27 protein-coding genes are annotated in these 26,290 nt (G+C 62.2%); 17 read left to right on the top strand and 10 right to left on the bottom strand.

The genetic code is table 11. The features are described from left to right. The first annotated feature begins 8 nt into the window (after nucleotides 1–8). From E0H22_RS20940 to E0H22_RS20930, 3 genes are all read left to right on the top strand, one after another. Nucleotides 9–854 carry a DUF6537 domain-containing protein gene (locus E0H22_RS20940; RefSeq protein WP_233022902.1) on the top strand — a complete coding sequence of 282 codons (846 nt, stop codon included), beginning with the start codon at nucleotides 9–11 and terminating at the stop codon, nucleotides 852–854. 165 nt (nucleotides 855–1,019) lie between these two features. Next, nucleotides 1,020–1,409: a DUF3307 domain-containing protein gene (locus tag E0H22_RS20935; RefSeq protein WP_233026459.1), complete on the top strand. Its 390-nt coding sequence runs from the start codon at nucleotides 1,020–1,022 to the stop codon at nucleotides 1,407–1,409. Between the two features lie 156 nt (nucleotides 1,410–1,565). Next, the gene (locus E0H22_RS20930) at nucleotides 1,566–1,979 is read left to right on the top strand and encodes a hypothetical protein (RefSeq protein WP_233022901.1); all 414 of its coding nucleotides are present in this window, start codon (nucleotides 1,566–1,568) and stop codon (nucleotides 1,977–1,979) included. Nucleotides 1,980–1,988: 9 nt separating this feature from the next. On the opposite strand, the gene E0H22_RS20925 is transcribed toward E0H22_RS20930, so the two are convergent. Further along, a complete protein-coding gene (locus tag E0H22_RS20925) occupies nucleotides 1,989–2,318 on the bottom strand; it encodes a YkgJ family cysteine cluster protein (protein WP_233022900.1) in 330 nt (109 codons plus the stop codon). 41 nt (nucleotides 2,319–2,359) lie between these two features. Then, on the bottom strand, nucleotides 2,360–3,058 hold the full coding sequence (locus E0H22_RS20920; RefSeq protein WP_233022899.1) for a helix-turn-helix transcriptional regulator: 699 nt from the start codon (nucleotides 3,056–3,058) through the stop codon (nucleotides 2,360–2,362). Between the two features lie 88 nt (nucleotides 3,059–3,146). Between E0H22_RS20920 and E0H22_RS20915 the strand changes: the two genes are divergently transcribed. Next, the gene (locus tag E0H22_RS20915; protein WP_233022898.1) at nucleotides 3,147–3,338 is read left to right on the top strand and encodes a hypothetical protein; all 192 of its coding nucleotides are present in this window, start codon (nucleotides 3,147–3,149) and stop codon (nucleotides 3,336–3,338) included. Nucleotides 3,339–3,399: 61 nt separating this feature from the next. Then, the gene (locus tag E0H22_RS20910) at nucleotides 3,400–4,128 is read left to right on the top strand and encodes a glutathione S-transferase family protein (protein ID WP_233022897.1); all 729 of its coding nucleotides are present in this window, start codon (nucleotides 3,400–3,402) and stop codon (nucleotides 4,126–4,128) included. Nucleotides 4,129–4,201: 73 nt separating this feature from the next. Here E0H22_RS20910 and E0H22_RS20905 read toward each other — a convergent pair whose 3' ends face one another. Continuing rightward, the gene (locus E0H22_RS20905; RefSeq protein WP_233022896.1) at nucleotides 4,202–4,840 is read right to left on the bottom strand and encodes a pyridoxamine 5'-phosphate oxidase family protein; all 639 of its coding nucleotides are present in this window, start codon (nucleotides 4,838–4,840) and stop codon (nucleotides 4,202–4,204) included. Nucleotides 4,841–4,941: 101 nt separating this feature from the next. Here E0H22_RS20905 and E0H22_RS20900 point away from each other — a divergent pair, with 101 nt between their 5' ends. Further along, nucleotides 4,942–5,853, top strand: coding sequence for a LysR family transcriptional regulator (locus E0H22_RS20900; RefSeq protein ID WP_233022895.1), 912 nt, complete (start codon nucleotides 4,942–4,944; stop codon nucleotides 5,851–5,853). Between the two features lie 90 nt (nucleotides 5,854–5,943). On the opposite strand, the gene E0H22_RS20895 is transcribed toward E0H22_RS20900, so the two are convergent. Both E0H22_RS20895 and pobA read right to left on the bottom strand, forming a co-directional pair. Then, nucleotides 5,944–6,360: a PaaI family thioesterase gene (locus E0H22_RS20895; RefSeq protein WP_233022894.1), complete on the bottom strand. Its 417-nt coding sequence runs from the start codon at nucleotides 6,358–6,360 to the stop codon at nucleotides 5,944–5,946. A 227-nt stretch (nucleotides 6,361–6,587) separates the two neighbouring features. Next, nucleotides 6,588–7,760 (bottom strand): 4-hydroxybenzoate 3-monooxygenase, encoded by a 1,173-nt coding sequence (gene pobA, locus E0H22_RS20890; protein ID WP_233022893.1) that lies wholly within the window; start codon nucleotides 7,758–7,760, stop codon nucleotides 6,588–6,590. 261 nt (nucleotides 7,761–8,021) lie between these two features. Here pobA and E0H22_RS20885 point away from each other — a divergent pair, with 261 nt between their 5' ends. From E0H22_RS20885 to E0H22_RS20840, 10 genes are all read left to right on the top strand, one after another. After that, nucleotides 8,022–9,038: a TRAP transporter substrate-binding protein gene (locus E0H22_RS20885; protein WP_233022892.1), complete on the top strand. Its 1,017-nt coding sequence runs from the start codon at nucleotides 8,022–8,024 to the stop codon at nucleotides 9,036–9,038. Between the two features lie 263 nt (nucleotides 9,039–9,301). Then, nucleotides 9,302–9,796: a TRAP transporter small permease gene (locus E0H22_RS20880; RefSeq protein WP_430715291.1), complete on the top strand. Its 495-nt coding sequence runs from the start codon at nucleotides 9,302–9,304 to the stop codon at nucleotides 9,794–9,796. Between the two features lie 11 nt (nucleotides 9,797–9,807). Beyond that, complete coding sequence (locus E0H22_RS20875; RefSeq protein ID WP_233026457.1) at nucleotides 9,808–11,112, top strand: TRAP transporter large permease; 1,305 nt, start codon at nucleotides 9,808–9,810, stop codon at nucleotides 11,110–11,112. Nucleotides 11,113–11,116: 4 nt separating this feature from the next. Beyond that, nucleotides 11,117–11,581 (top strand): DUF3237 domain-containing protein, encoded by a 465-nt coding sequence (locus E0H22_RS20870; protein ID WP_233022890.1) that lies wholly within the window; start codon nucleotides 11,117–11,119, stop codon nucleotides 11,579–11,581. A gap of 180 nt (nucleotides 11,582–11,761) precedes the next feature. Beyond that, nucleotides 11,762–12,694: a cyclase family protein gene (locus tag E0H22_RS20865; protein WP_347340805.1), complete on the top strand. Its 933-nt coding sequence runs from the start codon at nucleotides 11,762–11,764 to the stop codon at nucleotides 12,692–12,694. 200 nt (nucleotides 12,695–12,894) lie between these two features. Then, nucleotides 12,895–13,674 carry a crotonase/enoyl-CoA hydratase family protein gene (locus tag E0H22_RS20860; protein ID WP_233022888.1) on the top strand — a complete coding sequence of 260 codons (780 nt, stop codon included), beginning with the start codon at nucleotides 12,895–12,897 and terminating at the stop codon, nucleotides 13,672–13,674. 66 nt (nucleotides 13,675–13,740) lie between these two features. After that, nucleotides 13,741–15,621, top strand: a complete 1,881-nt coding sequence (locus E0H22_RS20855) for a feruloyl-CoA synthase (RefSeq protein WP_233022887.1) — start codon at nucleotides 13,741–13,743, stop codon at nucleotides 15,619–15,621. Between the two features lie 135 nt (nucleotides 15,622–15,756). Then, on the top strand, nucleotides 15,757–16,518 hold the full coding sequence (locus tag E0H22_RS20850; protein WP_233022886.1) for an SDR family NAD(P)-dependent oxidoreductase: 762 nt from the start codon (nucleotides 15,757–15,759) through the stop codon (nucleotides 16,516–16,518). 130 nt (nucleotides 16,519–16,648) lie between these two features. Next, nucleotides 16,649–17,797 (top strand): ABC transporter substrate-binding protein, encoded by a 1,149-nt coding sequence (locus E0H22_RS20845; RefSeq protein ID WP_233022885.1) that lies wholly within the window; start codon nucleotides 16,649–16,651, stop codon nucleotides 17,795–17,797. A 190-nt stretch (nucleotides 17,798–17,987) separates the two neighbouring features. After that, entirely contained in the window at nucleotides 17,988–19,136 is a 1,149-nt protein-coding gene (locus tag E0H22_RS20840) for an ABC transporter substrate-binding protein (protein ID WP_233022884.1), read from the top strand. Between the two features lie 85 nt (nucleotides 19,137–19,221). On the opposite strand, the gene E0H22_RS20835 is transcribed toward E0H22_RS20840, so the two are convergent. From E0H22_RS20835 to E0H22_RS20825, 3 genes are read right to left on the bottom strand one after another with little or no spacing between them, the layout of a single operon-like run. Continuing rightward, nucleotides 19,222–19,950 (bottom strand): ABC transporter ATP-binding protein, encoded by a 729-nt coding sequence (locus E0H22_RS20835; protein ID WP_233022883.1) that lies wholly within the window; start codon nucleotides 19,948–19,950, stop codon nucleotides 19,222–19,224. Continuing rightward, nucleotides 19,947–21,719 (bottom strand): branched-chain amino acid ABC transporter ATP-binding protein/permease, encoded by a 1,773-nt coding sequence (locus E0H22_RS20830; RefSeq protein ID WP_233022882.1) that lies wholly within the window; start codon nucleotides 21,717–21,719, stop codon nucleotides 19,947–19,949. The genes E0H22_RS20835 and E0H22_RS20830 overlap by 4 nt, the downstream gene beginning before the upstream one ends. A 5-nt stretch (nucleotides 21,720–21,724) precedes the next feature. Beyond that, nucleotides 21,725–22,765: a branched-chain amino acid ABC transporter permease gene (locus E0H22_RS20825; protein WP_233022881.1), complete on the bottom strand. Its 1,041-nt coding sequence runs from the start codon at nucleotides 22,763–22,765 to the stop codon at nucleotides 21,725–21,727. A 183-nt stretch (nucleotides 22,766–22,948) separates the two neighbouring features. Between E0H22_RS20825 and E0H22_RS20820 the strand changes: the two genes are divergently transcribed. Next, entirely contained in the window at nucleotides 22,949–23,455 is a 507-nt protein-coding gene (locus E0H22_RS20820) for a MarR family winged helix-turn-helix transcriptional regulator (RefSeq protein WP_233022880.1), read from the top strand. 72 nt (nucleotides 23,456–23,527) lie between these two features. On the opposite strand, the gene E0H22_RS20815 is transcribed toward E0H22_RS20820, so the two are convergent. Together E0H22_RS20815 and E0H22_RS20810 are read right to left on the bottom strand one after the other, a co-directional pair. After that, a complete protein-coding gene (locus E0H22_RS20815) occupies nucleotides 23,528–24,808 on the bottom strand; it encodes a glycerate kinase type-2 family protein (RefSeq protein ID WP_233022879.1) in 1,281 nt (426 codons plus the stop codon). Nucleotides 24,809–24,886: 78 nt separating this feature from the next. After that, complete coding sequence (locus E0H22_RS20810; RefSeq protein WP_233022878.1) at nucleotides 24,887–26,116, bottom strand: ABC transporter substrate-binding protein; 1,230 nt, start codon at nucleotides 26,114–26,116, stop codon at nucleotides 24,887–24,889. Nucleotides 26,117–26,290: the final 174 nt, after the last annotated feature.

Below are 26,290 nucleotides of genomic sequence, written 5' to 3'. Positions count from 1 at the left end.
AGATCGTCGTGCCCGGCTTCACCAATATCATTCGCTCGACCATTCGCGAAATTGCCGGCATCAATGATGTCGCGACGGTGGAGTATCCGGCCGGGCTGCCAGCCGCCATGCGTCCGATCGCGCAGGATGGCGTTGCGCTCCTGATCGACTATCAGAGTCCGGCCTATGCGCAGCTCTATTGCGATCGCCTGCGCCGCTTCATCGGCAAGCGGGGCGTCGACGATGCATTGTTCGTGGAGATCGCGCGCCTGCTCGCTGCGCGCATGAGCTATCTCGATCCTATTCGGATTGCGCAATTGAAGTTGCATGAGCCTGTGACTCCCGGCCGCAAACCCGCCGTGGACAAACGCCGTTTCCGCCTCGACGAGTTGGTGTCTTCGCTTCCGGATATTGTCGGCAAGCCCGCCATGCGGCTGCTGGAGCGCATTTATTGCGCGCATCGCACCGTCCAGATCAGCTTCAGCAAGGCCAGTATCCTAGGCATCAAGCGCCTGGAATTCGAAGCCTGGATGCGGCACTGGCGTCGGCTCTCAACGCGCTACGAGATGGAGCGCGTCTGGGTCGAGCGCTGGCTACATATGATCGACCGGGCGTTGACCAAACGACCCGATGCGGTCATTGCCGTGGTGCGTTCGGCCACCATGATCGAGGGCTACGGCACCGGCTATCGCCATGGCATGGCGGCTTGGCATCAGATTATCGACGGACTTGTCAAACCCAGTTTCGATGGCGCACTCGATATTGCGGATCTGAGCGGAGCCATTGAACGCGCCCGTGCGGTGCCGCGCGATCCCAAGGGAGAGCTTTTGCGCAAGACGATCGGTGACATTCGTGGTCATGCGCTGGCGCATTGATATGCGGGAGCGCATTGACGGCGTGGCAAAAGGCGTAACACGATATGGTGAGTTTTCGGGGGCTGCAGCGTGCATTCCTGCCGTCGTGATGTCATAAATGAAACGGGCGACGGTCTGCTGGCCAGCCCGTCGTGACTGCAAAGAGGGGCCACCGTGTTTCCTGACATGTCGTCGTCGATTGCTCTGGGCGGGCTGGTCGGCTGGATGCTCGCGCTCACCGTGAAGCATGTCATTGCGGATTTCATCCTGCAAAATGCCTGGCTGGCGATGGGCAAGGATCAGAAGATCGGCTGGGCCTTGCCGCTGCTGATCCATTGTATGATTCACGGTGTGCTTACGACTGTGATCGTCGCTGCGGTTCAGCCAAAGCTCTGGTTTCTCGGGCTGGTCGATTTCGCGATCCACATCGTGATCGATCGCTGTAAGGGCTGGCTGGTGGCGCATTTCGACATCACGCTGAACACCCGCTGGTTCTGGTGGTTGATCGGAATCGATCAGGCTCTGCACCATCTGACCGACTTCTTTCTCGCCATTTACATCGTCGCCAACAGCTGAACCGGCGAAACTCTTGCGGCAATCTTGCGTCAGGCTTGTGGCGGCGGCTGCCATATTTACCACTGTTGCGCAAGAGTCGCACAGGGCCGTTAAGCCTATTGGTTAACCGCACGTTAGCAAATTGGATCGCATCCTCGGTATCGAGGAGAACAACCCATGTGGTCCAGCCGTCAAGCTTTTGAGAATGATCGTTGCCCGGTCAGCGACGACCTGCTCGGCGCGATGTATCGTGCGAATGAAAATGGCCTGCCCCATCTCGTTGCCAGCGTGCCGTCGGATGTCCGCGCGATGCTGGCGCTGTTCTGCTATCGCCGCAATCACATGCATGCGCTTGCGATCTCCATCGCATCGAGCTGCAGCGAGCGCGAGCTGATCGAGCATGGCGGGCGCGTCGGTTCCACGCTCTATGCACTGGCGCATCATGCACCGGCAGCGCGCAGCGTGTCGGTGTCTGCCTACAGCAGCCGCAAGGCGATTACGCTGTCGACCAAGCCGCTATCGACCCTGGCGCCGCTGGACGAAGATCTCGACGATCCGATCGAGGCCGAGCGCGATCGCGTCATCGCTTGAGCCAAGGCGCTACCGGTCCGCAGCTGCCAGCACGGGCAGTCCGTGGCGGCGTCGTGCCATGGCGCATTCAGGATCGCCGGGCATGCAGGTCCGGCACACGTCGGGCCTGATCGCATAGATGCCGCAGGCAACGGATTCCCCCACTTTGCCGTTCAGTGCGCTGCAGCGATCGCCATCGCAGCGCATACCTGACTGACGCTCGTTTACAAATTTCGCAGGGATCAGGTCGAGTTCCGCATCGTCCTCGATGGTGAAGCGCGGCCAGTTGCTTGAATAGGAGCAGCAGGCGCCGCAGGCCTGGCACGGGCTGTCGTCATTGCGTGTGGAGGTTGTGGTCATGCCGTGCGATGTAGCGCGATCCGCCACAGGCCGCCACCCGGTCATGTGTCCGTCGGTGGTTCCCAGGCGAGCGTCTTGCGCCAGCGGCTGCGCAATACCTCCCGACGCTCGGGATACTTTTCGTCGAGATAGTCGGCGGCGACGGCCCGGTCGGTGCGGAAGCTGCGAAAATCGTTGCGCAGCTCGCACCAGGCCGCGAGCAGGCGCACGGCTTCGAGATAGCCGACTGCCACCGGCCAGATGATGCGCTCGCTGTCGCGACCGGATTCGTCGCGATACCGGAGCCGGACTTTCTTGCCAGCATGAATATGCGCGCGCATCTGCACCATATCGAGCGCGTCCACGGCGCCATCGACAACCGGCCGGGCGCGGCTGGCCGGCTCCAGCACGAAGGGTCGCAATTTTTCCGGTACGGTGTCCGCGATCTTGGCGATCAGGTCCTTTGCTGCCGTCGCCAGCGCCGGATCGGCGTGGCCCATCACCCACTGTGCGCCGAGCACCGCCGCTTCTATCTCGTCGGGCGTCAGCATCAATGGCGGCATGTCGAAGCCGCTTTCGAGGATGTAGCCCATGCCGGCCTCGCCGCGAATCGGTATGCGCTGGCCCATCAGCGTCGCGATATCCCGATAGATCGTGCGCTTGGACGTCTCCAGCTCGGCGGCGATGGCATCCGCCGTCAGCGGCTTTCGGGTTCGCCGCAGCACCTGGATGATCTGGAACAGGCGATCGGCACGTCTCATGGCGTCCTCGTCGAATGATGCTGACAGCATGTTGGCAGCAGGGGTCCGTCATACAGGAGCCAACCCCGAACACGGAAGGATTCCTGCGATGACGGTATTCCAAAGCCCCGACTTTTTCAGCGACGACCGGTTCTGGCGTATCCGCGCCTGGCTGCTGGAGCGCGTGATTACGGTCATGAGTGGCGATCTGCGCTGGGCGCTTCTGGCGTTCGGCTGCCGCCTGATGTCGGCGTCATTGACGCAAGCGCGTCTCCGCCTCGCGGCTGCGATCCGCTGCTGACACCACGGTGGCAGCAGCGCCCTTCTAGAACGCCGTCATCAATCACCAACGGGAGAACGACATGATCACGCTGCACGGCGCAGGTGCGGGCTTTGGCCTGCCGGAAATCAGCCCTTTCGTCACCAAGACCGAGGTCCAGCTCAAGATGGCGGGGCTTGCCTATCGCAAGCAAGCGTCGCGGCCGATGGCATCGCCGAAAGGCCAGATCCCGTTCATCGAGGACAATGCGGAAACCATCGCCGATTCCAGCTTCATCCGCGCGCATATCGAGCGCAAACACGGGGTCGATTTCGACGAGGGCCTCGATCTGGCGCAGCGTGCGCAGGCCTGGGCCATCGAGCGGATGCTCGAGCATCACATCTATTTCGCAATGGTTGGTGCGCGCTGGGTCGATGCAGAGAACTTCGCCAAGGGACCCGCGCGTTTCTTCGACGATCTGCCTGATGTACAGCGCGAGGGCGTCCGCAACGCGGTACGCGAACAGGTCGCGCACAACTATCTGCTGAGCGGTCTCGGCCGCCATTCGCCCGAGGAAGCGCTGGAGCTTGCCGGGCGTTCGTTGATGGCACTGTCACTGCTATTGGCCGACAAGCCCTATCTGATGGGGGAACGTCCCTGCGGTGCGGACGCAACGGCCTTTGCGATGCTCGCCGGCATCATGACGCCGTATTTCGAATCGTCGCTGCGACGGCGGTTGCTGCAGTTCGGCAATCTCACAGCCTATGTGAATCGCATGATGGCTCGGTTTTATCCGGAGCACGAATGGGAGCGTCAGGCCAAAGCGGCATAGTTGCTCTCCCAACTGTCGTTGTCCGGTTCGACCGGGCAACCCAGTAAACTCGGAAGCTGCGGTGTGTACGGGGTCACCTGGTCAAGCCGGGTGACGACAACGTTTTCCTAAGGTCTGCTAGTTCGGCTTCCAACTCGGCAATCTTCACGTTCTGCTCCGCCAGCGCCGCCGCCACGTCGGCCGCGTCGAATTTCTGCGGGATGTGCTGCGGGCAGTTGGTGTCCCATGCGGCGATGGCGAACAGGATTACCTGTTCGGGTCGCGCGCGATAGCCTTTCGGCATCATTGAGGCGAGCAGCGCCGGATCGTCCTCTACCACCTTCGCCGTGCCCCAGATCTTCACACGCCGGCGATGCACGTAGTCCATGATGAAGATGTTGGCCTTCGGATTCTCCGTCAGGTTTCCCTGGGTGATATACTGCCGGTTGCCGCTGAAATCGGCGAAGGCGATCGTATGCTTGTCGAGCACCTTGATAAATCCCTTCGGGCCGCCACGGTGCTGAATGTAGGGCTGGCCGTCCGTGCTGGCCGTGGCCAGATAGAAACTGTTGGTGTGTGCGAGGAATTCGGCGAGGTTATCGTCAATCTCGGTGCGCCAGCCGCCGTTCTCTTCCACATGCGCATAGGACTGGCGCGACCCCTTGCGGGTCTGGATCGCCTTGACCGCAGGCGTGAAAGCGACATCGCTCGAATAGACGTGGGTGCCGGACATCTGAGCCACCTTTCGTTGCGTCGCTTGAAGATGGGCCCTGTTGACCTCCGCAACAATTATCGCGATTGACACGTCATTATTGCGGATATTGAAATGATCGAATGGATCGGATCGAAGCCATGACCGCGTTCGTTGCGGTGGCGGACCTGCAGGGCTTTGCGCCTGCCGCGCGCCGCCTGGGGATTTCCGCATCGGCGGTGACGCGGCTGGTGGCGGCGCTGGAGGAGCGGCTAGGCGCCCGGCTGCTGCAGCGGACCACGCGCTCGGTGACGCTGACGGATGTCGGCGCGCGTTATCTGGAGCGGGCGCGGCGTATCATCGCCGATATCGAGGAAGCAGATGGCGCGGCCCAGGCCGAGCAGGTGCAGCCGGGCGGGCGGCTGACAGTGACTGCTCCTGTCGGCTTCGGGCGTCTGCACGTGACGCCGTTGATGTCGGCCTATCTGCAGCGCTATCCGGACGTGTCGGGCGAGCTGCGCCTGAACGATCGCATGGTCAATCTGGTGGAAGAGGGCGTCGATGTCGCCGTTCGTATCGGCCATCTCTCCGACTCTAGCCTGGTGGCGCGGCAGGTCGGCGACCTCAGGCGGATCGTTGTGGCGTCGCCTGACTATCTCAAGCGCCGCGGTGAGCCGAAAGAGCCGGAGGCGATTGCCGGGCATGACACGATCCAGTTCGGTGCCGCCGTGGCTTCGCCGGAATGGCGGTTCGTGCGGGACGGCGATGATCTGCGCATCCCGCACGCGCCGCGCTTCACCTGCAATGTAGCGGATGCTGCGATCTGGCATGCGGCGCAAGGCGGCGGACTCACGCGCGTGCTGGCCTATCAGGCGGCAGAAGCGCTCGCCGCCGGGAAGCTGAAAATCGTGCTGGCTGCCTTCGAGCAGCCGGCCATTCCGATCCACATCGTCTATCCGACGTCGCGCCTGCTATCGGCGAAGGTACGCGCGTTCATCGATCTGGCGGTCGAGACGACGGATTGGCGGTTTGGCGAGAAGGCGAAGCGCCGTTAAATTTGTGTCCCGGACGCGGTGCATCGCGTAGCGATGCGCCGCAGAGCCGGGACCGTTACGAACTCCGGCGTTCGCGTCCGGGACAAGGTTTCAATCTTTCCGAACAGCCACGCTGAACGTGCCATTGGCGCGAGCGCAGGGAATACCGTCGGCGGTGATGAGCGCTTGCGCGAAACACAGCCGGCTGCCGGTCTTCACCACATCGGTTACGATCTCCAGCCATTGACCGATCTCTGCGGGACCGAGAAAATCAGTGGAGAGATTCACTGTCACCAGCCGTGTGCCGCCGCCGGCAACATGGCCGCAGCTCAGACCCATGGCATTGTCGGCGAGGGCGGTGATCAAGCCGCCATGCGCCATGCCGCGCGAATTGGTGTGGGCATCGGCGATGCGCAGCCCAAGGATCACGGCTTTGTCGGTGATCTTCGAATAGATCGGCTCCCACGGCGTGGTGAGCGGACTCTTGCGAAAATGCGGGGCAAAGCCGTTGGGGACGGTGTCGGTCATGCCGCCATTAAAGGTGAAAGAGACTTATCGTGACAGACCAACAAAGTTTCAAACGGGGAGGATCGGGTGTTTAAAACAGGCGAGTGTTGTTCTCAGCCTGTCATCACCCGCCCTGGCGCGCCATTGCGTGCCTGGGGCGGGCGATCCATTAGACGCAGGCAGTTCGGATCATCACTTCCGTCGGAGGCTGCTGGGTCACCTGGCCAAGCCGGGTGACGATAGGAGAGTCAATACGGTAGCCCCACATAATTCTCCGCCAGAGATGCGCGCGCGACGTCCGAATGGACGACATAGTCGAGTTCGGCCTGTTGCAGCTTGGTGCCAAAACCGTCGGCATCGGGAAAGCGGTGCATCATCGAGGTCATCCACCAAGAGAAGCGCACGGCCTTCCAGACACGCTTGAGCGCGATGGCTGAATAATTATCGAGACCGGCCGATGACTTCTCGTCGTAATATTCGCGCAGGGCCATCGACAGGTAATGCACGTCCGAGGCTGCGAGATTGAGGCCCTTGGCGCCGGTGGGCGGCACGATATGGGCGGCGTCGCCGGCCAGGAAGAGCTTGCCGAAACGCATCGGCTCCGCGACAAAACTACGCAGCGGCGCGATGCTCTTCTCCAGCGACGGTCCGGTGATCAGGCTTTCGGCCGCCTCCTTGTCGAGGCGGCGGCGCAGCTCATCCCAGAACATGTCGTCGGTCCAGTCTTCGACCTTCTCATCGAGCGAGCACTGCACATAATAGCGGCTGCGGGTCGGCGAGCGCATCGAGCACAGCGCAAAGCCGCGCGCATGATTGGTGTAGATCAGCTCCGGCGAGACCGGCGGCGTATCCGACAGCAGGCCGAGCCAGCCGAACGGATAAACGCGTTCATAGGTGTGCACCGCGGAGGCAGGAATCGCCTGCCGGCTGGCGCCGTGAAAACCGTCGCAGCCGGCGATGAAATCGCACAGCAGCTCGTGGGTGACGCCGTTCTTCTCATAGCTCACGCGAGGCTTGTCGCTGTCGAAGTCGTGCAGGCGCACATTGTCAGCGTCATAGACGGTCTCAAGCCCGGCCTTGGCGCGGGCATCCATCAGGTCGCGCGTCACTTCGGTCTGTCCATAGACGGTGACGACCTTGCCGCCGGAGGCCGCTTTCAGATCGATGCGGTGACGCGTGCCACCGAACAGCAGCTCGATGCCGTCATGGATCAGACCCTCGTGGTGCAGGCGTTCCGTGATCCCCAGATTTTCCAGCAGGCCGACCGTACCTTGCTCGAGCACGCCGGCACGGATCCGCCCCAGCACATAATCGCGATCCTTGCGCTCGAGAATGACGTTATCGATGCCATAGGAATGCAGCAGTTGTCCGAGCAGCATGCCCGCCGGACCGGCACCGATGATCGCAACTTTCGTTCGCACCACTTGCTCCCGTCATTCCGTTTGTCGGAGCATGATCCAGTCCGAAAGCCGGTATCCACTTTTCGGGATCATGCGCTGTGTCTCAGTCTCAAGGCTGAGTTGACAAGTCAAGCGGTCTGGCGAGACTGGTCTCCGCCAGACTGGCAGAGATGGTTATAAAATATAACAATCTTTGCCAAGAGCCATTCAAGGTTCGGTGAATATGTCCGGAAGGACAGGTCCAGTGGGAAAATCCACGGACGCACAGAGGGAGAGATGTCGATGAGGAAGACGCTGATGGCGTTGCTCGCGGCCGGCTGCTTGTTGCCCGGTTTCGCGCAAGCGCAGGACAAGACCGTCAATCTGAAAGTATCGCTGTGGGTGCCGCCCGCGCATCCGCTGGTGCCGGCCACGCAGGCCTGGGCGGCGGATATCGAGAAGGTCTCAGGTGGCAGCATCAAACTGTCGGTGTTTCCCTCGGAGCAGCTCGGCAAGGCGTTCGACCACTACGATATGGCGCGCGACGGCATTGCCGACGTCACTTACGTGAATCCGGGTTATCAGCCGGGCCGCTTCCCGATCGCGGCCGCGGGCCAGCTGCCCTTCGTGTTCAACGAAGGCAAGAAGGGCACGCAGGCCTTCAACGAATGGTACCAGAAATACGCCAAGACGGAGATGAAGGACACGAAACTGTGCTTCGCCTTCATCCACGCGCCCGGCACGCTGCACGGCAAGAAGAAGATTCTGGTGCCCGACGATCTCAAGGGCGTGAAGGTGCGCCCGGCGCAGAGCACCATCGGCGAAATGGTAAAACTTTTCGGCGGCACCAATGTGCAGGCTTCCGCGCCTGAATCGCGCGATGCACTGGAACGCGGCGTGGCCGACGAGATCGCTTTCCCCTGGGGATCGATCTTCCTGTTCGGCATCGACAAGGTGGTGAAGTATCACATCGACGTGCCGCTCTATTCGACGGTGTTCACTTACAACATCAATCTCGCCAAATATAATTCGATGTCGCCGGCGCAGAAGAAGATCATCGACGATCACTGCTCGCCGGAATGGGCGGCGAAGGTGACCGATCCCTGGGTGGATTACGAATTCGCCGGTGTCGCCAAGATGAAGGCGTTGCCGGATCACGAAGTCTATCCGCTGACGCCGGAGCAGCTCGCTCTGTGGAAGAAGGGCGTCGAGCCTCTGCATGCCGCCTGGGCTGCAGCGGTGAAAAAGGCCGGCGGCGATGCGGACACCATCGATTCCGAGCTGAAGGCCGCGCTGAAGAAGCACAATGCGGGGCTGTGACGTTCTAACCTCTTCCCGCCTGCGGGGAGAGGTCGTCACTCGCATGCGAAGCATGTGCGTGACGGGTGAGGGGATTCTCCACTAGCTCCGCAGCAAATGGAGAGCCCCTCATCCGACCCGGCTCCGCTTCGCCGGGCCACCTTCTCCCCACAAGCGGGGAGAAGGCACCATGACTGCCTCAGGAAACCATCATGACCGCTAATCCCCAAGTTACCGCCGACGGCGCGCTCACCGGCCCGCCGGAGCCGCGCAAGAAGAACGTGATGGATCGCTTCATCGATTCCATCGAATGGATCGCAGCTTTCTTCGTCGGCATCGTTGCGTTGAACACTTTCCTCGCGGTGTTCATGCGCAAGTTCTTCGCGGTGACGATTCCCGATTACTACAATGTCGGCCAGTTCATGCTGGGCGTGCTGATCTTCTGGGGCATCGCCGCGACCAGCTATCGCGGCTCGCACATCACTGTCGATCTCGTCTGGGCCAACAGCAAACCGAAATATCAGCGCTGGATCGACGTGTTCGCGACGCTGGTGCTGTTGTTCGTGGTCACAGTGCAGACCTACACGCTGTTCGACAAGGTGGTGGACACCTACAACAGCGGTCTCGTCACCATGGATCTGCAACTGCCGGTGTGGCCGTTCTTCCTGCTGTCCTGGATCGGTGATGGCGCCGCCGTGCTGCTGATCGCCATCCGCACCTATCGGCTCGTCTTCCATCCGGAAGAGATGCAAGAACCCAAACTCAAGACGGCCGAGTAAATCCCATGGAATTGAGCAATGAAGCGGTCGCTGTCATCGGCTTTGTGAGCCTGTTCGTGCTGATGCTGCTGCGCGTGCCGGTGGGCATGGCCATGGGGCTCGTCGGCATCACCGGATTCGGCTACATCACCGGCTTCGCGCCGGCGCTGAAGCTGGTCGGCCAGACCACCATGCGCACGGTGACGGATTATTCCTTCGGCGTGATCCCGATGTTCCTCTTGATGGGCGCCTTCGTCTCGGTGTCCGGTATCAGCCGCGAACTGTTTCGCGCGGCGAACACGTTCGTGGGGCACTGGAAGGGCGGCCTCGGCATCGCCACCATCGCCGCCTGCGGCGGCTTTGCGGCGATCTCCGGCTCCTCGGTGGCGACGGCCGCGACGTTCTCCGCGGTGGCCTATCCGGAGATGCGGCGGTTCAACTATCCGCAGAGCTTTGCCACCGGGGTCATCGCCGTCGGCGGCACCCTCGGCGCCATGCTGCCGCCGTCCACGGTGCTCGCCGTCTACGGCATCATCACCCAGCAGGATATCGGCAAACTGTTCATTGCCGGCGTCATTCCAGGCCTGCTTGCCATCGTGATGCATATGATCACCATCGCCATCATCGGCGTGGTGAAGCCGGGCTTCCTGCCTGCCGGACCGAAGGCGTCATGGCGCGAGCGCGCATCGGCGATCCGTGACGTGTGGTCGCCGTTGTTGCTGTTCGTGTTCGTGATCGGTGGACTCTATGGGGGTTTCTTCATCCCGACCGAAGCCGGTGCAGTGGGGGCGGTCGGCGCCTTCCTGATCGGCATCCTGCGCGGCAAGCTGAGCAAGGACGGCATCCTGCAATCGCTGCTGCAGGCGACGCGTACGGCCGCGGCCGTCTTCACCGTCCTGATCGGCGCGCTGTGCTTCGGCTATTTCCTCACGGTGACGCAGACGCCGCAGCATGTGACGGAGTTTCTCACCGGCCTCGGCATCGGCCCCTATGGTGTGCTGGCGCTGATCCTGCTGATGTATCTCGTGCTCGGTTGCCTGATGGACGCCATGGCCATGGTGATCCTCACGGTGCCGATCGTCTTCCCGGTCATCATGGCGCTTGGCTTCGATCCGATCTGGTTCGGCATCATCATCGTCATGACCGTGGAACTCGGCCTGATCCATCCGCCGGTCGGCATGAACGTCTTCGTCATCAAGAGCGTGATCAAGGATGTCACCATGTCCACGATCTTCAAGGGCGTGCTGCCGTTTGTGGCGACGGATCTGGTGCGGCTGGTGCTGTTGATCCTGTTCCCGATCATCGCCACATGGCTGCCGATGCGCATGCTGGGATGAGGCGATGAACGTGCCGGAACTGAAAACGAAATATGTGTTCAGCCTCGCCATCCAGGTCGGTACGCCCGTGGTGGCCGGCGATCTCGGCTATGGGACGCGGCGTGTAATCCCTGTACTCGGAGGCATCGTGAAGGGCGACAGGATCAGTGGCACGATCCATCGCGGCGGCGCCGATTTCCAGATCATCCGCCCGGATGGATTTACCGAGCTCGAAGCGAAATACACATTCGAGCTCGACGATGGCGCGGTGATCTATATCGCCAATTACGGCATCCGCTTCGGGCCGAAGGAGGCGCTGGATCGCATCGCACGCGGCGAGATCGTCGATCCCAGCCTGATCTATTTCCGTTCGGTGCCGAAATTCGAGACGGCACATCCGGATTATCGCTGGCTGATGCAGAACCTGTTTATCGGCGTCGGTGCGCGGCACCCGGATCGCGTCGAGCTTGCGGTACATCAAGTGCTGTGACGTTCACCTGTCCGCCGTCGTTGCGAGCGCAGCGAAGCAATCCGGAAGGCCACGTGAAGAAAGACTGGATTGCTTCGTCGCTGCGCTCCTCACTATGACGAAGATACTTACTTTCACCCTAATTGCTGTAGTTTACTCCCGATCGACCGGCAAAAGCCGGCGAACACAGGGAGGCGACGAATGTTAAGAGCAGCTTTGCTTGGATGTGCCGTATCGCTTGTCATGGCTGTGCCTGCACTGGCGCAGGATTGGACGAAATCGAAATGGGGCCCGAATGACGAGATTGGCGCCGCCAATTATATCACCCCCGAACGCGTGAAGGCGGCCGCACAACTGGTGAAAACCGGCAAGACCTACGCACTCGGCATTCCCGTCGGTGCGGATACGCCCGCTTATCCGCCGCGCTCGGTGAAGGTCACGATCGTGCAGCCGGGGCAGGCCGGCAATCATGGCATCGGGCCCAATCAGGCGACTTATAACGACGACATGATCACCGGCTGGGTGGGGGTCGGCAGCCAGATGGATGGGCTTGGCCACCTTGGTGTGGACCACGTCTATTATAACGGCAACAAGATCGCCGATTTCGGCGATGTTAGCGGCTTGAAGAAGCTCGGCATCGACAAGGTGCCGCCGCTCGTGGCGCGCGGCGTGCTGCTCGATATGGCGGCTTACTACAAGACCGACGTGGTGAAGGAAGGCACCGCGTTCAACACCAAGGAGATCGAGGAAGCCGCGAAAGCGCAGGGCGTCGAGATCAGGGAAGGCGACGTGGTGCTGTTCCACACCGGCTGGCTCGGTCTGCTCGGCAAGGATGACAAGCGCTACAATGGCGGCGAGCCCGGCCTCGGTGTCGAGGGTGCGAAATACCTGACCAGCAAGGGGGTGGTGGCTGTCGGCGCCGATACCTGGGGCGTCGAGGTGGTGCCGTTCGAGAAGAACACCGTGTTCGAGGTGCATCAGATCCTGCTGGCGATGAACGGGACCTATATCTTGGAAAACATGGACACGGCCGAGCTCGCCAAAGACAAAGGCTATGAGTTCATGTTCGTGCTCGGCCAGCCGCGTTTCAAAGGCGGCGTGCAGAGCATGATCAATCCGGTGGCGATCCGGTAGCGTCATTGCGAGCCCAAACGAATTGGCAGCGCCAATTTGTTTGGGCAAAGCAATCCAGATGGCGCCAAGAAGGACTGGATTGCTTCGTCGCTGCGCTCCTCGCAATGACAGTGGGAGACCCGTGCAAGAAGATGGCGGATTGACTCGCGCCCAATCCGTTATAATATATAATTATTCTTCCAGAGACTTATTCGGTGCCGATGACCCAAGCTGCTTCCTTGCTCCAGATCGAAACCCGTGGCCGGGTGCTGCTTGTGGGCCTCAATCGCCCGACCAAGCGCAATGCGCTCAATGACGCGATCATCCTGGAGATCGAGCAAACGTTTTTGGCGCTGCCGGACGATATCGGCGCAGTTGTCATCCATGGCGTCGGCGAACACTTTTCCGCTGGCCTTGATCTGTCCGAATTGCAGGAGCGCGACGCCACCGCCGGGCTGTACCATTCACGCATGTGGCATCGGGTGTTCGATCTGGTCCAGCACGCCCGTGTCCCCGTCATGGCCGCGCTCCAAGGCGCGGTGATCGGCGGCGGGCTCGAACTTGCCTGCTCGGCGCATATCCGCGTCGCCGATACCAGCGTCTATTACGCGCTGCCCGAGGGCAGCCGCGGCATCTTCGTCGGCGGCGGCGCCTCGATGCGGTTGCCGCGCCTGATCGGCGTGCACCGGATGGCGGACATGATGCTCACCGGCCGCGTCTACAAGGCGGAAGAGGGTGTGACGCTCGGCTTCGCGCAATATCTCACCGAGGCGGATGGCGCGCTCGCCAAGGCGATCGAACTCGCCGAACGCGTTGCGCAGAATGCGCCGCTGACGAATTTCGCGGTGCTGCAGGCGCTGCCGCTGATCGCAGAGGCGAGCCCGCAGACCGGCCTGATGCTGGAATCGCTGATGGCCTCGGTGGCGCAGAGCGACCAGGAGGCGAAGAACCGCATCCGGGATTTTCTGGAGAAAAAGGCCGGCAAGGTGAAATCCGGCTGACCGTCGCGACAGCAAGACGACAAGAACAAAAACATGGGACGGAAAGATACAGAGGACGGGACAACCATGTCTGCAGCGGCAAAGACGAGCGACCGGGCAGGAGGCGCGACCAAGCATCCGCTGCGGCCGATTTCCTACAGCGATCCCGCGATCAGCGTGGAGCGCCGTGACGACGGCACCATCTATCTGCGCCCGGTCAATGCCATCGGCGATTATCCCGTACGGGTCACCGATTATCTGCATCATTGGGCGAAGGAGACGCCGGATCGCGTTTTCATGGCCGAGCGTCGCGGTGATGACGGCTGGCGCGAGGTCACCTATGCGCAGATGCTCGATGCGGCACGTCGTATCGCGTCAGCTTTGCTGGCCCGCAACCTGTCGCCCGAACGGCCGATCGTCATTCTGTCGGGTAATTCCGTCGATCATGCGTTGATAACCTTCGGTGCGCTCTATGCGGGCATTCCCTTTGCGCCGGTGTCACCGGCCTATTCGCTGGTGTCGAAAGATTACGGCAAGCTCAACTATCTGATGAAGCTGTTGACGCCCGGTCTTGTCTTCGTCGACGACGGCGAGGCCTTCGCCGACGCAATCCGTCTCAATGTGCCCGCCGATGTCGAGGTCGTCGTCTCCAGAGGAACGCTCGCAGATCGCCGCGTAACGACGTTGTCGGGGTTGCTTGCGACGCCGGAAGCGGCCGGTCTCGATGCGGCCAATCAGGCGATCGGCCCCGATACGATTGCGAAATTTCTGCTCACGTCGGGCTCAACCGGCAATCCGAAAGCGGTGATCAACACCCAGCGCATGATGTGCGCGAACCAGATCATGCTGCGCGATACGCTGGCGTTCCTGAAGGATGAGCCGCCGGTCATCATCGACTGGCTGCCATGGAATCACACCTTCGGCGGCAATCACAATATCGGGCTGACGCTGTTCAATGGCGGTTCGATGTATCTCGATGAGGGCAAGCCGACGCCGGCCGGCATCGCCGAGACGATCCGGAATCTCCGTGAAATCTCGCCGACGGTCTATTTCAACGTCCCCAAAGGCTACGAGTCGCTGTTGCCTTACCTGCGCGAAGATGCGCAGCTGCGTGAAAAGTTTTTCTCGCGCCTGCATGCGATGTTCTTCTCGGGAGCGGCGCTTTCCAGCTACGTCTGGAACAGTCTCGACGAACTCTCCGTGCAGGCCACGGGCAAGCGGGTGCCGATGCTCACCGGCCTGGGTGCCACCGAGACATCGCCGTTTTTCATGTGCGTGACGCCGCTCACCAGCCGGTCCGGCCATGTCGGCCTTCCCGTATCGGGCAATGACGCCAAGCTGGTGCCGAACAATGGCAAGATGGAAGTGCGCGCCAAAGGCCCGAACGTCACGCCCGGGTACTGGCGCCAGCCCGATCTCACGGCGAAAGCGTTCGACGAGGAAGGGTATTATATTTTCGGAGATGCGCTGAAGGCCGTCGATCCCGCAGATTTTTCGGCGGGCTTCGATTTCGATGGCCGCATTTCCGAGGATTTCAAGCTGGCCAGCGGCACCTGGGTCAGCGTCGGCCCGCTCCGCGCGCGCTTTGTCGGCACCTGCGCGCCGCTGGTGCGGGATGTCGTTGTCGCCGGCATCAATCGCGATGAACTCGCAGCGCTGGTGATCCTCGATCTCGACGGCTGCCGAGTCATCAATCCCGATCTGCCGCCCGGCGACCTTGTCGCGGCAGCGCATGATCCTATGGTCCGCGATGCCTTTCGCAAGCGGCTCGCCGATTTTGTGTCCGGGGCCACCGGATCGTCGACCCGCATCGCCAAGGCCGTGCTGCTGGATACCCCGCTGTCCATCGATAAAGGAGAGGTGACGGACAAGGGGTCGCTGAACCAGCGCGCGGTGCTGGAGCATCGGGCGACGTTGATCGACGATATTTACACGAGGCCGGAGGCCGCAAAGGTGATTGCGATCTGACCACTCACTGTCATTCCGGGGCGCGGGCAGCGCCTCCGGGGTCCCGAGAGGCTGAACACTTCGGAGCTCCGGGTTCACATGCCGCCGTCATGTGCCCCGGAGTGGCGACCTAGAAATCGAAAAAGGGAGGACACCATGCAGCTCAAGAACCAGGCCGCCATCGTCACCGGTGGTGCGTCCGGCCTCGGCGCCGCCACCGCGCGAAAACTCGCGGCACAGGGCGCCAAGGTCGCATTGCTTGATCTCAACACCAAACTCGCTGAAACCGTCGCCCGGGAGATCGGCGGCGTTGCCATCTCCTGCGATGTCTCGGATGCTGCTTCCGGTGAAGCTGCCATTGCTGCAGCCGCCAAGGCGCATGGTCCCGCGCGCGTGCTGGTGAACTGCGCAGGCATCGGCGTCGCCAAGCGCGTGATCGGTCGCGATGGCCCGATGGGGCTGGGCGATTTCGACAAGGTGATCCGGGTCAACCTGATCGGCTCATTCAACATGATCCGGCTGGCGACCGACCCGATGTCCAAACTTGAGCCGCTCGAAGATGGCGAGCGCGGCGTGGTGATTTCCACCGCGTCTGTCGCGGCCTATGACGGACAGATCGGGCAATCCGCCTATTCTGCCTCCAAGGGCGGTATCGTCGGCATGACGCTTCCTATCGCCCGCGAGATGGCCCAGTTCGGCATTCGCGTGCTGACCATCGCGCCCGGCCTGTTCATGACGCCGCTGTTGGCTGGCCTTCCGCAGGAAGCTCAGGATAGTCTCGCCGCCGCGATCCCGTTTCCGCGCCGGCTCGGCCACGCCGAGGAGTTCGCGTCTTTGGCGCTGCACATGATCGACAATCCGTATCTGAACGGCGAGGTGGTCCGGCTCGACGCCTCGTTGCGGATGGCGCCGCGTTAAGGCTGCGGCGAAGCGCCATTGGGCCGGGTCTTTACCGGTGCCGGCCCACTGACCTAAAGAAGGGGCTGAATGATCGGCCAAACTTTGATTTAGCTGACACGAGAAAAAAATAACCCAGAGGGAGAGAGCAATGATCAAGTATCACTTGGCGATTGCGGCCGTTGCCGCCTCGCTGGCTATCGCCGGACCTGCATGCGCGCAGACGGCAGAAGTCACCATCGGGATCACCACCAGCACGACCGGGCCAGCGGCAGCATTGGGTATTCCGGAACGTAACGCGCTGGAATTCGTGCCAAAGGAAATCGGCGGCGTGCCGCTGAAGCTGATCGTGCTCGACGATGGCGGCGACCCGACCGCTGCCACCACCAATGCCCGCCGTTTCGTGACCGAGTCCAAGGCTGACGTGATCATGGGCTCGGCGGTGACGCCGACCAGCATCGCGGTGTCCAATGTGGCCAACGAAGCTGGTATCCCGCATTTCGCTCTGTCGCCGCTGCCAGTCACGCCGGAACGCGCCAAGTGGTCGGTGGTCATGCCGCAGCCGGTGCCGATCGTCGGCAAGGTGATGTACGACCACATGAAGGCGAAGGGCATCAAGACCATCGGCTATATCGGCTATTCCGACAGCTATGGCGACCTGTGGTTCAACGACCTCAAGACCCAGGCGGTGCCGATGGGCATCAATATCGTTGCGGAGGAGCGTTTTGCCCGTCCGGATACGTCGGTTACCGGCCAGGTGCTGAAACTGATCGCCGCCAATCCTGACGCGATCCTGGTCGGTGCCTCCGGCACCGCCGCCGCGCTGCCGCAGACCGAACTGCGCGACAAGGGCTACAAGGGCCTGATCTACCAGACCCACGGCGCCGCCTCGATGGACTTCATCCGTATCGCCGGCAAGGCTGCGGAAGGCGTGCTGATGGCTTCGGGACCGGTGATGTATCCGGAAGGCCAGCCGGACTCGGCGCTGACCAAGAAGCCGGGCCTGGCGCTCAACACGGCCTATGAGACCAAATATGGCCCCAACAGCCGCAGCCAGTTCGCCGGTCACTCTTATGACGCCTTCGAGATACTCAAGCGGGTGATCCCGACGGCGCTGAAGACTGCGAAGCCGGGGACGCCGGAATTCCGCGAGGCAGTCCGTCAGGCGCTGCTCTCCGAGCGTGAGATCGCGGCGAGCCAGGGGGTCTACAACTTCACGGAGAAGGATCGCTACGGCCTCGACGACCGCTCCCGCATCCTGCTCACGGTCAAGGATGGGAAGTACGTCCTCGCACAGTAATACCTTCGGGTGACAGGGCGCGGCGCAAGCCGCTTTCCATCCTCCGCGATATTGGCTAACCAAAGCCGGCCTTCACCCGAAGGTCGGCTTTTTGCCGTGCGCGCGCCGCCGCGCAAATCGCCATCCGCATGCCGTCGGCCGGTGATCGGCCGCCGCCGCTGCGTTCCCTTCCATCCAAGAAAGTCCCAAAATGTCCAAGCTTCATCTGGCGATCGCGGCCGTTGCCGCCGCGCTGGCGGTTGCTTCCCCGGCGGAAGCCCAGAGCCCTGAAATCACCATCGGCGTCAGCCTGTCGACCACCGGCCCGGCTGCGGCGCTCGGCGTGCCCGCGCGCAATGCGCTGGACTTCGTGCCGAAGGAGATCGGCGGCGTGCCGTTGAAGCTGATTGTGCTCGACGACGGCGGCGATCCGACCGCCGCGACCACCAATGCCCGTCGTTTCGTCTCGGAATCCAAGGCCGATATCATCATCGGCTCGTCCATCGTGCCGCCATCCATCGCCATTTCGGCGGTCGCCAACGAAGTCGGTGTGCCGCATTTCAGCCTGTCGCCGATGCCGTTCACGCCGGCGCGTGAAAAGTGGTCGGTGGACATGCCGCAGCCGGTCGAGATCGTCGGCAAGATCATGTACGATCACATGAAGGCCAATGGCGTGAAGACCATCGGTTATATCGGCTATTCCGATAGCTATGGCGACCTGTGGTTCAACGACCTGAAGAACCAGACCGGTCCGATGGGCATGAAGATCGTCACCGACGAGCGTTTCGCTCGCCCGGACACCTCGATCACCGGCCAGGCCCTGAAGCTGATCGCCAGTAATCCGGATGCGATCCTGATCGGCGCCGCCGGAACCGGCGCGGGCATGCCGCAGTCGGAATTGCGCGACCGCGGCTACAAGGGCCTGATCTATCAGACTCACGGCGCGGCCTCGAGTGACTTCATCCGGATCGCCGGCAAATCGGCCGAAGGCGTGCTGATGGCCGCCGGCCCGGTGATGAACCCGGAAGGTCAGCCGGATTCGGCGCTGACCAAAAAGCCGGGTCTCGAACTCAACACCGCTTATGAAGCGAAGTACGGCGCCAACAGCCGCAGCCAGTTCGCCGGCCACTCCTACGACGTGTTCGAAGTGCTGAAGCGCGTCGTGCCTGTGGCGCTGAAGACCGCGAAGCCCGGCACGCCGGAATTTCGCGACGCTATCCGCCAGGCGCTGCTCACCGAGCGCGAGATCCCGGCGAGCCAGGGCGTCTACAACTACACCGAAAAGGACCGCAACGGCGTCGACGACCGCTCGCGCATCCTGCTGACGGTGAAGGACGGGAAATACGTTCCGGCGAAGTAAGCTGGGACCATGCGAGAAACGAAAGCCGGCGATCGTGAGGTCGCCGGCTTTTCTGTTGGTGCAAGTGGAGAGAGCGGAGCACGTATTAAATCGCGCTCGCGCCATGCTGGAAGCCGAGATAGCTCGCCACCACGCGCTGGTTGCTGGCGATCTCGCTGGCATTGCCGTCGAGCACGAATTCGCCGAGCTCCATGACATAGGCACGGTCCGCAATCTTCAATGCGGCCTGCGCATTCTGTTCGACCAGCAGCACGGCAACGCCGGCGGCTTTGAGCTCGCCGACGATGCGGAAAATATCGGCGACGATGATCGGCGCGAGACCGAGGCTGGGTTCGTCCAGCATCAGCAGCTTCGGTGCGCCCATCAGCGCACGGCCCATGGCCAGCATCTGCTGCTCGCCGCCGGAGAGTGTGCCGGCGAGTTGCTTGCGGCGCTCCTTCAGGCGCGGGAACAGGGTGTAGACGCGCTCGAAGGAACGTGCAGCGGTGGTCTTATCGATGCGGAAGGCGCCGAGAAGAAGGTTGTCCTCGACATTCATCGTGGCGAAGAGTTCGCGATGCTCGGGTACAAGGCTGAGGCCGGCGGCAACGCGATCCTCGATGTCGAGCTTGGAAATCTCCTTGCCGGCAAACCGTACGCCGCCTTTCAGCGGCAGGATGCCCATAGTGGCGTTCAGCAGCGTCGTCTTGCCGGCGCCATTGGCGCCAATGATGGTGACGATCTCGCCATCGCGGACTTCGAGATTGACGGCGCGCACGGCCTCGACCTTCCCGTAGGATACATGCGCGTCGGTAACAGTCAGCAGCGCGCTCATGCGACGGCTCCGAGATAGGCCTTGATCACGTCGGGATTGGTTTTGATCTCGGCGGGCGTGCCTTCCGCGATCTTGGTGCCGAAATCGAGCACGACGATGCGGTCGGCGAGATTCATCACGAAGCCCATGTCGTGCTCGACCAGGAGCACGGACATGCCGCCTTCGCGGAGCTGGCGAAGGAGAGCGGCGAGTTGTTGCTTCTCCATGTGGCGCAGACCGGCGGCAGGCTCGTCGAGCAGCAGCAGCATCGGATCGACGCAGAGTGCGCGCGCGATCTCGACAATGCGCTGCTGGCCGAGCGAGAGGGAGCCCGCGAGCTGGTTCATCTGGTCGCCAAGGCCGACGCGCTCGATCTGCCTGGCGGCTTCCGCCAGGAGCTTTGCTTCATCGGCGCGGTCGAGGCGGAGCATGCTGGCGATGGCGCCCGAGCTTCCGCGCAGATGCGCGCCAAGGGCGACGTTTTCCAGCACCGTCATGTCGGGCACCAGCTTCACATGCTGGAAGGTGCGGGCGACCCCGAGTTTCACCACTTCCTGAGGAGGTGCGCCGGAAACGCTCTCGCCGCGTACGGTGACCTTGCCCGCCGTCGCCGGCAGCACGCCGGTGATGAGATTGAAGGTCGTGCTCTTGCCGGCGCCGTTGGGGCCGATCAGGGCGACGATCTCGCGGGACTTCACCTGGAACGACACGTCATTGACGGCGACCACCCCGCCGAACTGCTTGCGTGCCTTCTCCACCAGCAACAGCACGCCATCGGCCGGCGGGCTTTCGGCGCGACCGGGCAGGGCCTCGGCCGGAGCCGGGCGTCGGCGGCTGTTCTTCGCGGGCAACAGCGATATCACCCATGGCCACATGCCGGTGGGGGCGAGCTGCAGCAACGCTACCAGCAGGATGCCGAAGACGATGGCTTCGAGTTGTCCGCTTCCGCCGAACAAGATCGGCAGATAGCTCTGCAACGCTTCTTTGAGGATGATCACCACGGCCGCGCCGAGCACCCCGCCCCAGACATAGCCGGCGCCGCCGACCACGGCGATGAACAGATATTCGATGCCGAGGTGGACGCCGAATGGGGTTGGGTTGGCGGCACGCTGGAAATGCGCATAGAGCCATCCAGACAGGCCGGCCAGTACCGCAGCATAGACGAAAACCAGCAACTTGGCGCGTGGGGTCTGCACGCCGAAGGCTTCTGCGGCGACATGGCCACGACGCAGCGCGCGGATAGCGCGGCCGGTACGGGAGTCGAGCAGGTTCATCGAGAGGATCGCGCAAAGGATGACCGCGATCCAGATCGGGAAATAGATCGTGTCGGGATCGAGCATCTTCCAGGTGCCGATGGATAGCGGCGGGATGCCGGAGATGCCGTCATTGCGGCCGAGAAATTCCAGCTTGCTGAACAGGTAGTACAGGCTAATGCCCCAGGCGATGGTGCCGAGCGGCAGATAGTGGCCCGACAGGCGCATGGTGATGATGCCGAGCAGAACCGCCGCGAAACCGGCGACCAGCAGCGACAGCGGCAGTGTGAGCCAGGGCGACACGCCATAGGCGGTTGTGAGGACGGCCGTGGTGTAAGCGCCGAAGCCGCAGAATGCCGCCTGGCCGAAGGAGGTGAGGCCGCCGACGCCGGTGAGCAGCACGAGGCCCATGGCGACCAGCGAGGCGAGGCCGATATTGTCGAGCAGCACGATCCAGAAGGGCGGGACACCCGGTACGAACGGGATCGCGGCCATCAGAGCAGCGAAGGCGAGAATGGGAAGGAGACGCGATTGCATGGCGCTTAATCCTTCTCTTCTTCGACCGCAGGTGCGGCAAGCGAGCGAAGGATCAGCACAGGGAGGATCAGCGTGAAGACGATGACCTCCTTGAAATTACTGGCATAGAATGAGGAAAACGCCTCGACGCACCCGACCAGGATCGCAGCGGCGGCGGTGAGGGGATAGCTGACGAGACCTCCGATGATCGCGGCGACGAAGCCCTTCAGGCCGATCAGGAAGCCGGTGTCGTAATAGAGTGTGGTGATCGGTACGATCAGGATGCCGGAAATGGCGCCGATGATCGAGGCGAGCAGGAAGGCGAGCTGACCGGACAGCGTGGTGCGAATGCCTGACAGGCGGGCGCCGAGCCGGTTCACCGCAGTGGCGCGCAACGCCTTGCCGTAGAGCGTGTAGCCGAAGAACAGCCACAGGCCGACGATCAGCGCGGCGGTGATGGCATAGACTGCGATGCTCTGACCGGTGAAACGCAGCGTGCCGATGGTGATGGCATCGGTGGAAAGAGCCGGCCCGCGCTGACCTTCTGCGCCGAAAAAGACGAGGCCAAACCCCTGCAGCGCCAGGTGGCAGCCCACAGAGGCGATCAGCAGCACGAGCACCGAGGTGTGGGCGATCGGCTGATAGGCGATGCGGTAGAGATAGAGACCGATAGCGGCGACGATCAGCAGCGACAGCGCGATGTTGACGGCGATGTTGGAAGGCTTGCCGGCGAGTGCCAGCATCACGCCCCAGATAGCGAGCGGAAATACGATGTTCACCGCCAGCGAGCGCAGCACGCGCGTGGCGCGCAGGGCCTTGCGGAAAGTGAACAGGTCGAAGGCGAAGGCCACGACGCCCATCGCCACCGCGAGCTTGATGGTCCCCGGCATCTGTCCGGCCGAGAGGCTGGCATAGGTCAGCGCACCGAAGGTGATGAACTCGCCCTGGGGGATCAGGATCACGCGTGTCACTGCGAAGACCAGCACCAGCGCCAGTCCCAGCAGCGCATAGACCGCGCCATTGGTGATGCCGTCCTGAAGCAGGAACAGCAAGATCGTCGTATTCAAGGCAGAACGCTCCCCCATATTGCCTGCCGCGGCGGATACCACAGGGGCAGGACAATCAACAATGGCGGTTGAACCCGCTCTCAGATTGAGTATATTTGATAACGATTATTGAGCATAACTCAAGCCCAGCCGCAACTCGACCGGGTGTGACATCAAACCACCGGGATTCGCGGAAGGCGAGCAATGACGACGTCGAAAAACCCCCTTCAGCAATCTGCCAAGGTTGTCGAGCCGGTCGGCTTCGATGAGGAGAGCCCCGCGCTGCAGATGGGGGAACTCAGCGAGTTGCTGGGTTATGTGATCAAGCGCGCGCAGTTGAAGGTGTTCGACGATTTCCACCGCACCATGGCGCCGCTGCAGCTTTCGCCGGCGCAATTTTCGGTGCTGCTGCTGCTGGACAAGAACCCCGGCCGCAATCAGACCGAGATCGCCAACACGCTGGGTATTCTACGTCCGAATTTTGTGTCGATGCTTGATGGGCTGGAGAGCCGCGATTTGCTGACGCGCATGCGCTCGCCGAGCGATCGGCGCTCCCATGTGCTGATGCTGACGGACAAGGGCCGCGCTACGCTGGCGCGCGCCAAGAAGCTGGTGGCGACGCGGCATGAAGCGCGTCTGATCGAACTGTTGGGGCCCGGAGAGCACAAAGCGCTGCTCGGGATGATGGCGAAGATCGCGCACGAGTTTTAGTCTGTATTTCGTCGTTCCGGGGTGCTCGCCGCCAGCGGCGTCGATTCGTCTTCGGAATAACGAGGGGGAGATTCACCCCACCAAAATCACCCGAACATCATTCACATTCGTCAGCGTCGGCCCGGTCTGCAGCAGATCGCCCGTGGCCGTGAAAAATGTCGTGGCATCGTTGTTCTTCAGTGATGCGATCGGATCCAGGTTTTGCACCCGCATGGCCTCGAACGTCCTTGCATCGAGCAGCGCGCCGGCCGGATCGCTTGCGCTGCCGGCACCGCCGTCAGCGCCGTCGGTATCGCCAGCCAATGCCACGATGCCTGATGTGTCCTTGAAGGCCTCCACCAGGGCCAACGCGTATTCCTGATTGGGGCCGCCACGGCCATTGCCGGTGACCGTGACGGTGAGTTCGCCGCCGGACAGGATTGCGAGCCTTCGGCCTTCGGCCTTTGCCTTCAGCGCCATCCTCGCGTGCTCGGCCGCGACCTCGCGGGCTTCACCCTCGAGATCGGCGCCGAGATCGATGATTTCATAGCCGGCATCGCGCGCCACTTTGATCGCGGCATCGAGCGATTCTTTCGGCCGGGCGATCAGCTTGAAGGCCGCGCGGGCGAAGGCCCGGTCATTTGGCTTCACGCTTTCGTTGTCGGGATTGTCCAGAGCGGCGCGCACGGCGTCGTCTACCGCCAGCCTGTATTTGGCGATGATCGCGCGAGCGTCGGCCAGCGTCGTCGTATCCGGTACGGTAGGGCCGGAGGCAATCACAGCGGGATCGTCATGCGGCACGTCGGAGATCGCGAGCGAGAGGATCTCGGCCTTCTGCCCGGCACGGGCGAGGCGCCCGCCCTTGATGCGCGACAGGTGTTTGCGGACGGTGTTGATCTCGCCGATCACCGCTCCGGAGCGCAGCAGCGCACGCGTCACCTGTTGCTTCTGCTGGAAAGTGATGCCGGCGACAGGGGCGATCCAGTTCGCCGAGCCGCCGCCGGTGATCAGCACCAGCAGCAGATCGTCGACGGTCGCAGTGGCGGCCAGGGCCAGCGTATCTTCAGCCCCCTTGAGGCCGGCTTCATCGGGGACGGGGTGACCGGCTTCGACCACGCGGATACGGCGAGTCGGCACGCCATGACCGTGGCGCGTGGTGGCGATACCGGTCAGGCGCTCCGGGTCGAGCTTGAGATCGTCGAGATAGTGTTTCTCCGCCGCGGCGGCCATGGCGGCCGCGCCCTTGCCGGCGGCGAGGCAGATGATGCGGCCTTTCGGTGGCGCGGGCAGGTGGGAACCGAGAATGACGTCAGGATGCGCTGCAGCGACAGCGGCATCGAAAATGGCGCGGAGCAGGGGGCGTTTGTCGATCATGGCAGGGGTTATGCCGGGCAATGAGGGAGGCGGCAAGCGCTTCCCTCTCCCGCAAGCGGGAGAGGGACAGAACGAACCTCAGTTCGTCCCGACCTCGCCCTTCATCACCTCTCCGAATAGCTTCCAGGCCTCTCCCTCGAACCTCATCATCTGCATCTGGTCGATGGGCGCGAAATCGGTCGGCGATGTATTAACCTTGACGCCGGGCAGCAATGTCGACTGCTGGACGTCCTTCAGGTTGGCCGCCTGTTTCATCACATTGGCGCGGGTGAGGTCGTCGCCGCACTGCTTGAGCAGGACCGCCATGGTTTCGGCGATGTTGTAGCCGGTCATCAGCGAGGAATCGGCCGGATTGCCATCTGGCACGTATTTGGCGAGGAATTCCTTATACGCCTTCATGCCGGGATCGTCCTTCCATTGCGGGTCGGTGGCGTCCTTGGCGTAGTGCGCCGAGATGAGGCCCTGCGCATTCTCGAAGCCGGCTGGCCTCAGCACCTGGCCCACCGAGACGCTGACGCCGGGGACGATCATGGTCGGCTTCCAGCCGAGTTCGGCGATCTTCTTGATGGTCTGCGCTGCGAATTTCGGCGTCGCGAAGATGACGACCACATCCGGACTGGCCGCCTTGATCTTCACGATATGCGAATCGACCGTCGGTTCGGTCAACTCATAGCTGTCCTCGATCACGACCGCTGAGGCCTTGTCGCCGAAACCGTCCTTCAGGCCCTTCAGGTAGTCCTTGCCGAAGTCGTCGTTCTGATAGAGCACGCCGACTTTCGCGCCCGGCTTCTCCTTGAGAAGATACTGCGCATAGATGCGACCTTCGCTCTGGTAGCTCGGCAGGTAGCCCATGGTCCACGGGAAGTTCTTCGGATCGTTCCACTTGGTGGCGCCGGTGGCGAGGAACAGCTGCGGCACCTTCTTGGCATTGAGATATTTTTGGATCGCGGTGTTGGACGGCGTGCCGAGCGCCGAGAAGATCAACAGCACCTCATCGGACTCGACCAGCTTACGGGTTTGCTCGACGGCCTTCGGCGGCGAATAGGCGTCGTCGTAGGAGATGTAATTGATCTTGCGGCCGTTGATGCCGCCCTGGTCGTTGATCATCTTGAAATACGCGGCCTGCGCCTTGCCGACGGCGCCATAGGCGGAAGCCGGTCCGCTATACGGCACGATATTGCCAAGCTTGATTTCGGTGTCGCTGGCGCCGGTGTCGTATTTTTTCTGCGCCAGCGACGGACTGGCGGAGGCGGCGAACAGCATGGCGGCGGCCGAAAGCGTAACCAGCCGCGCGGTCGTGGCAGACATTGAAATTCCTTCCCTTGCTTGCAAGGCGAGATCTTGTTCTTGCGCAGCGCGATCCTTCGCGCTTGCGATATGGTCATACCGCGAATGCACAGTGGCTCAAACGGAAAGCGTCCAGAAACGCAGAAGGGCTCGCGAGATTTCGGTCGCAAGCCCTTCGTTTTCCGTCAAATGGAA

This window comes from Rhodopseudomonas boonkerdii (assembly GCF_021184025.1).
Classification (GTDB): Bacteria; Pseudomonadota; Alphaproteobacteria; order Rhizobiales; family Xanthobacteraceae; genus Tardiphaga; species Tardiphaga boonkerdii.
The sequence above is the reverse complement of the archived record's forward strand: the minus strand, read 5'-3'. Positions and strand labels throughout refer to the sequence as shown.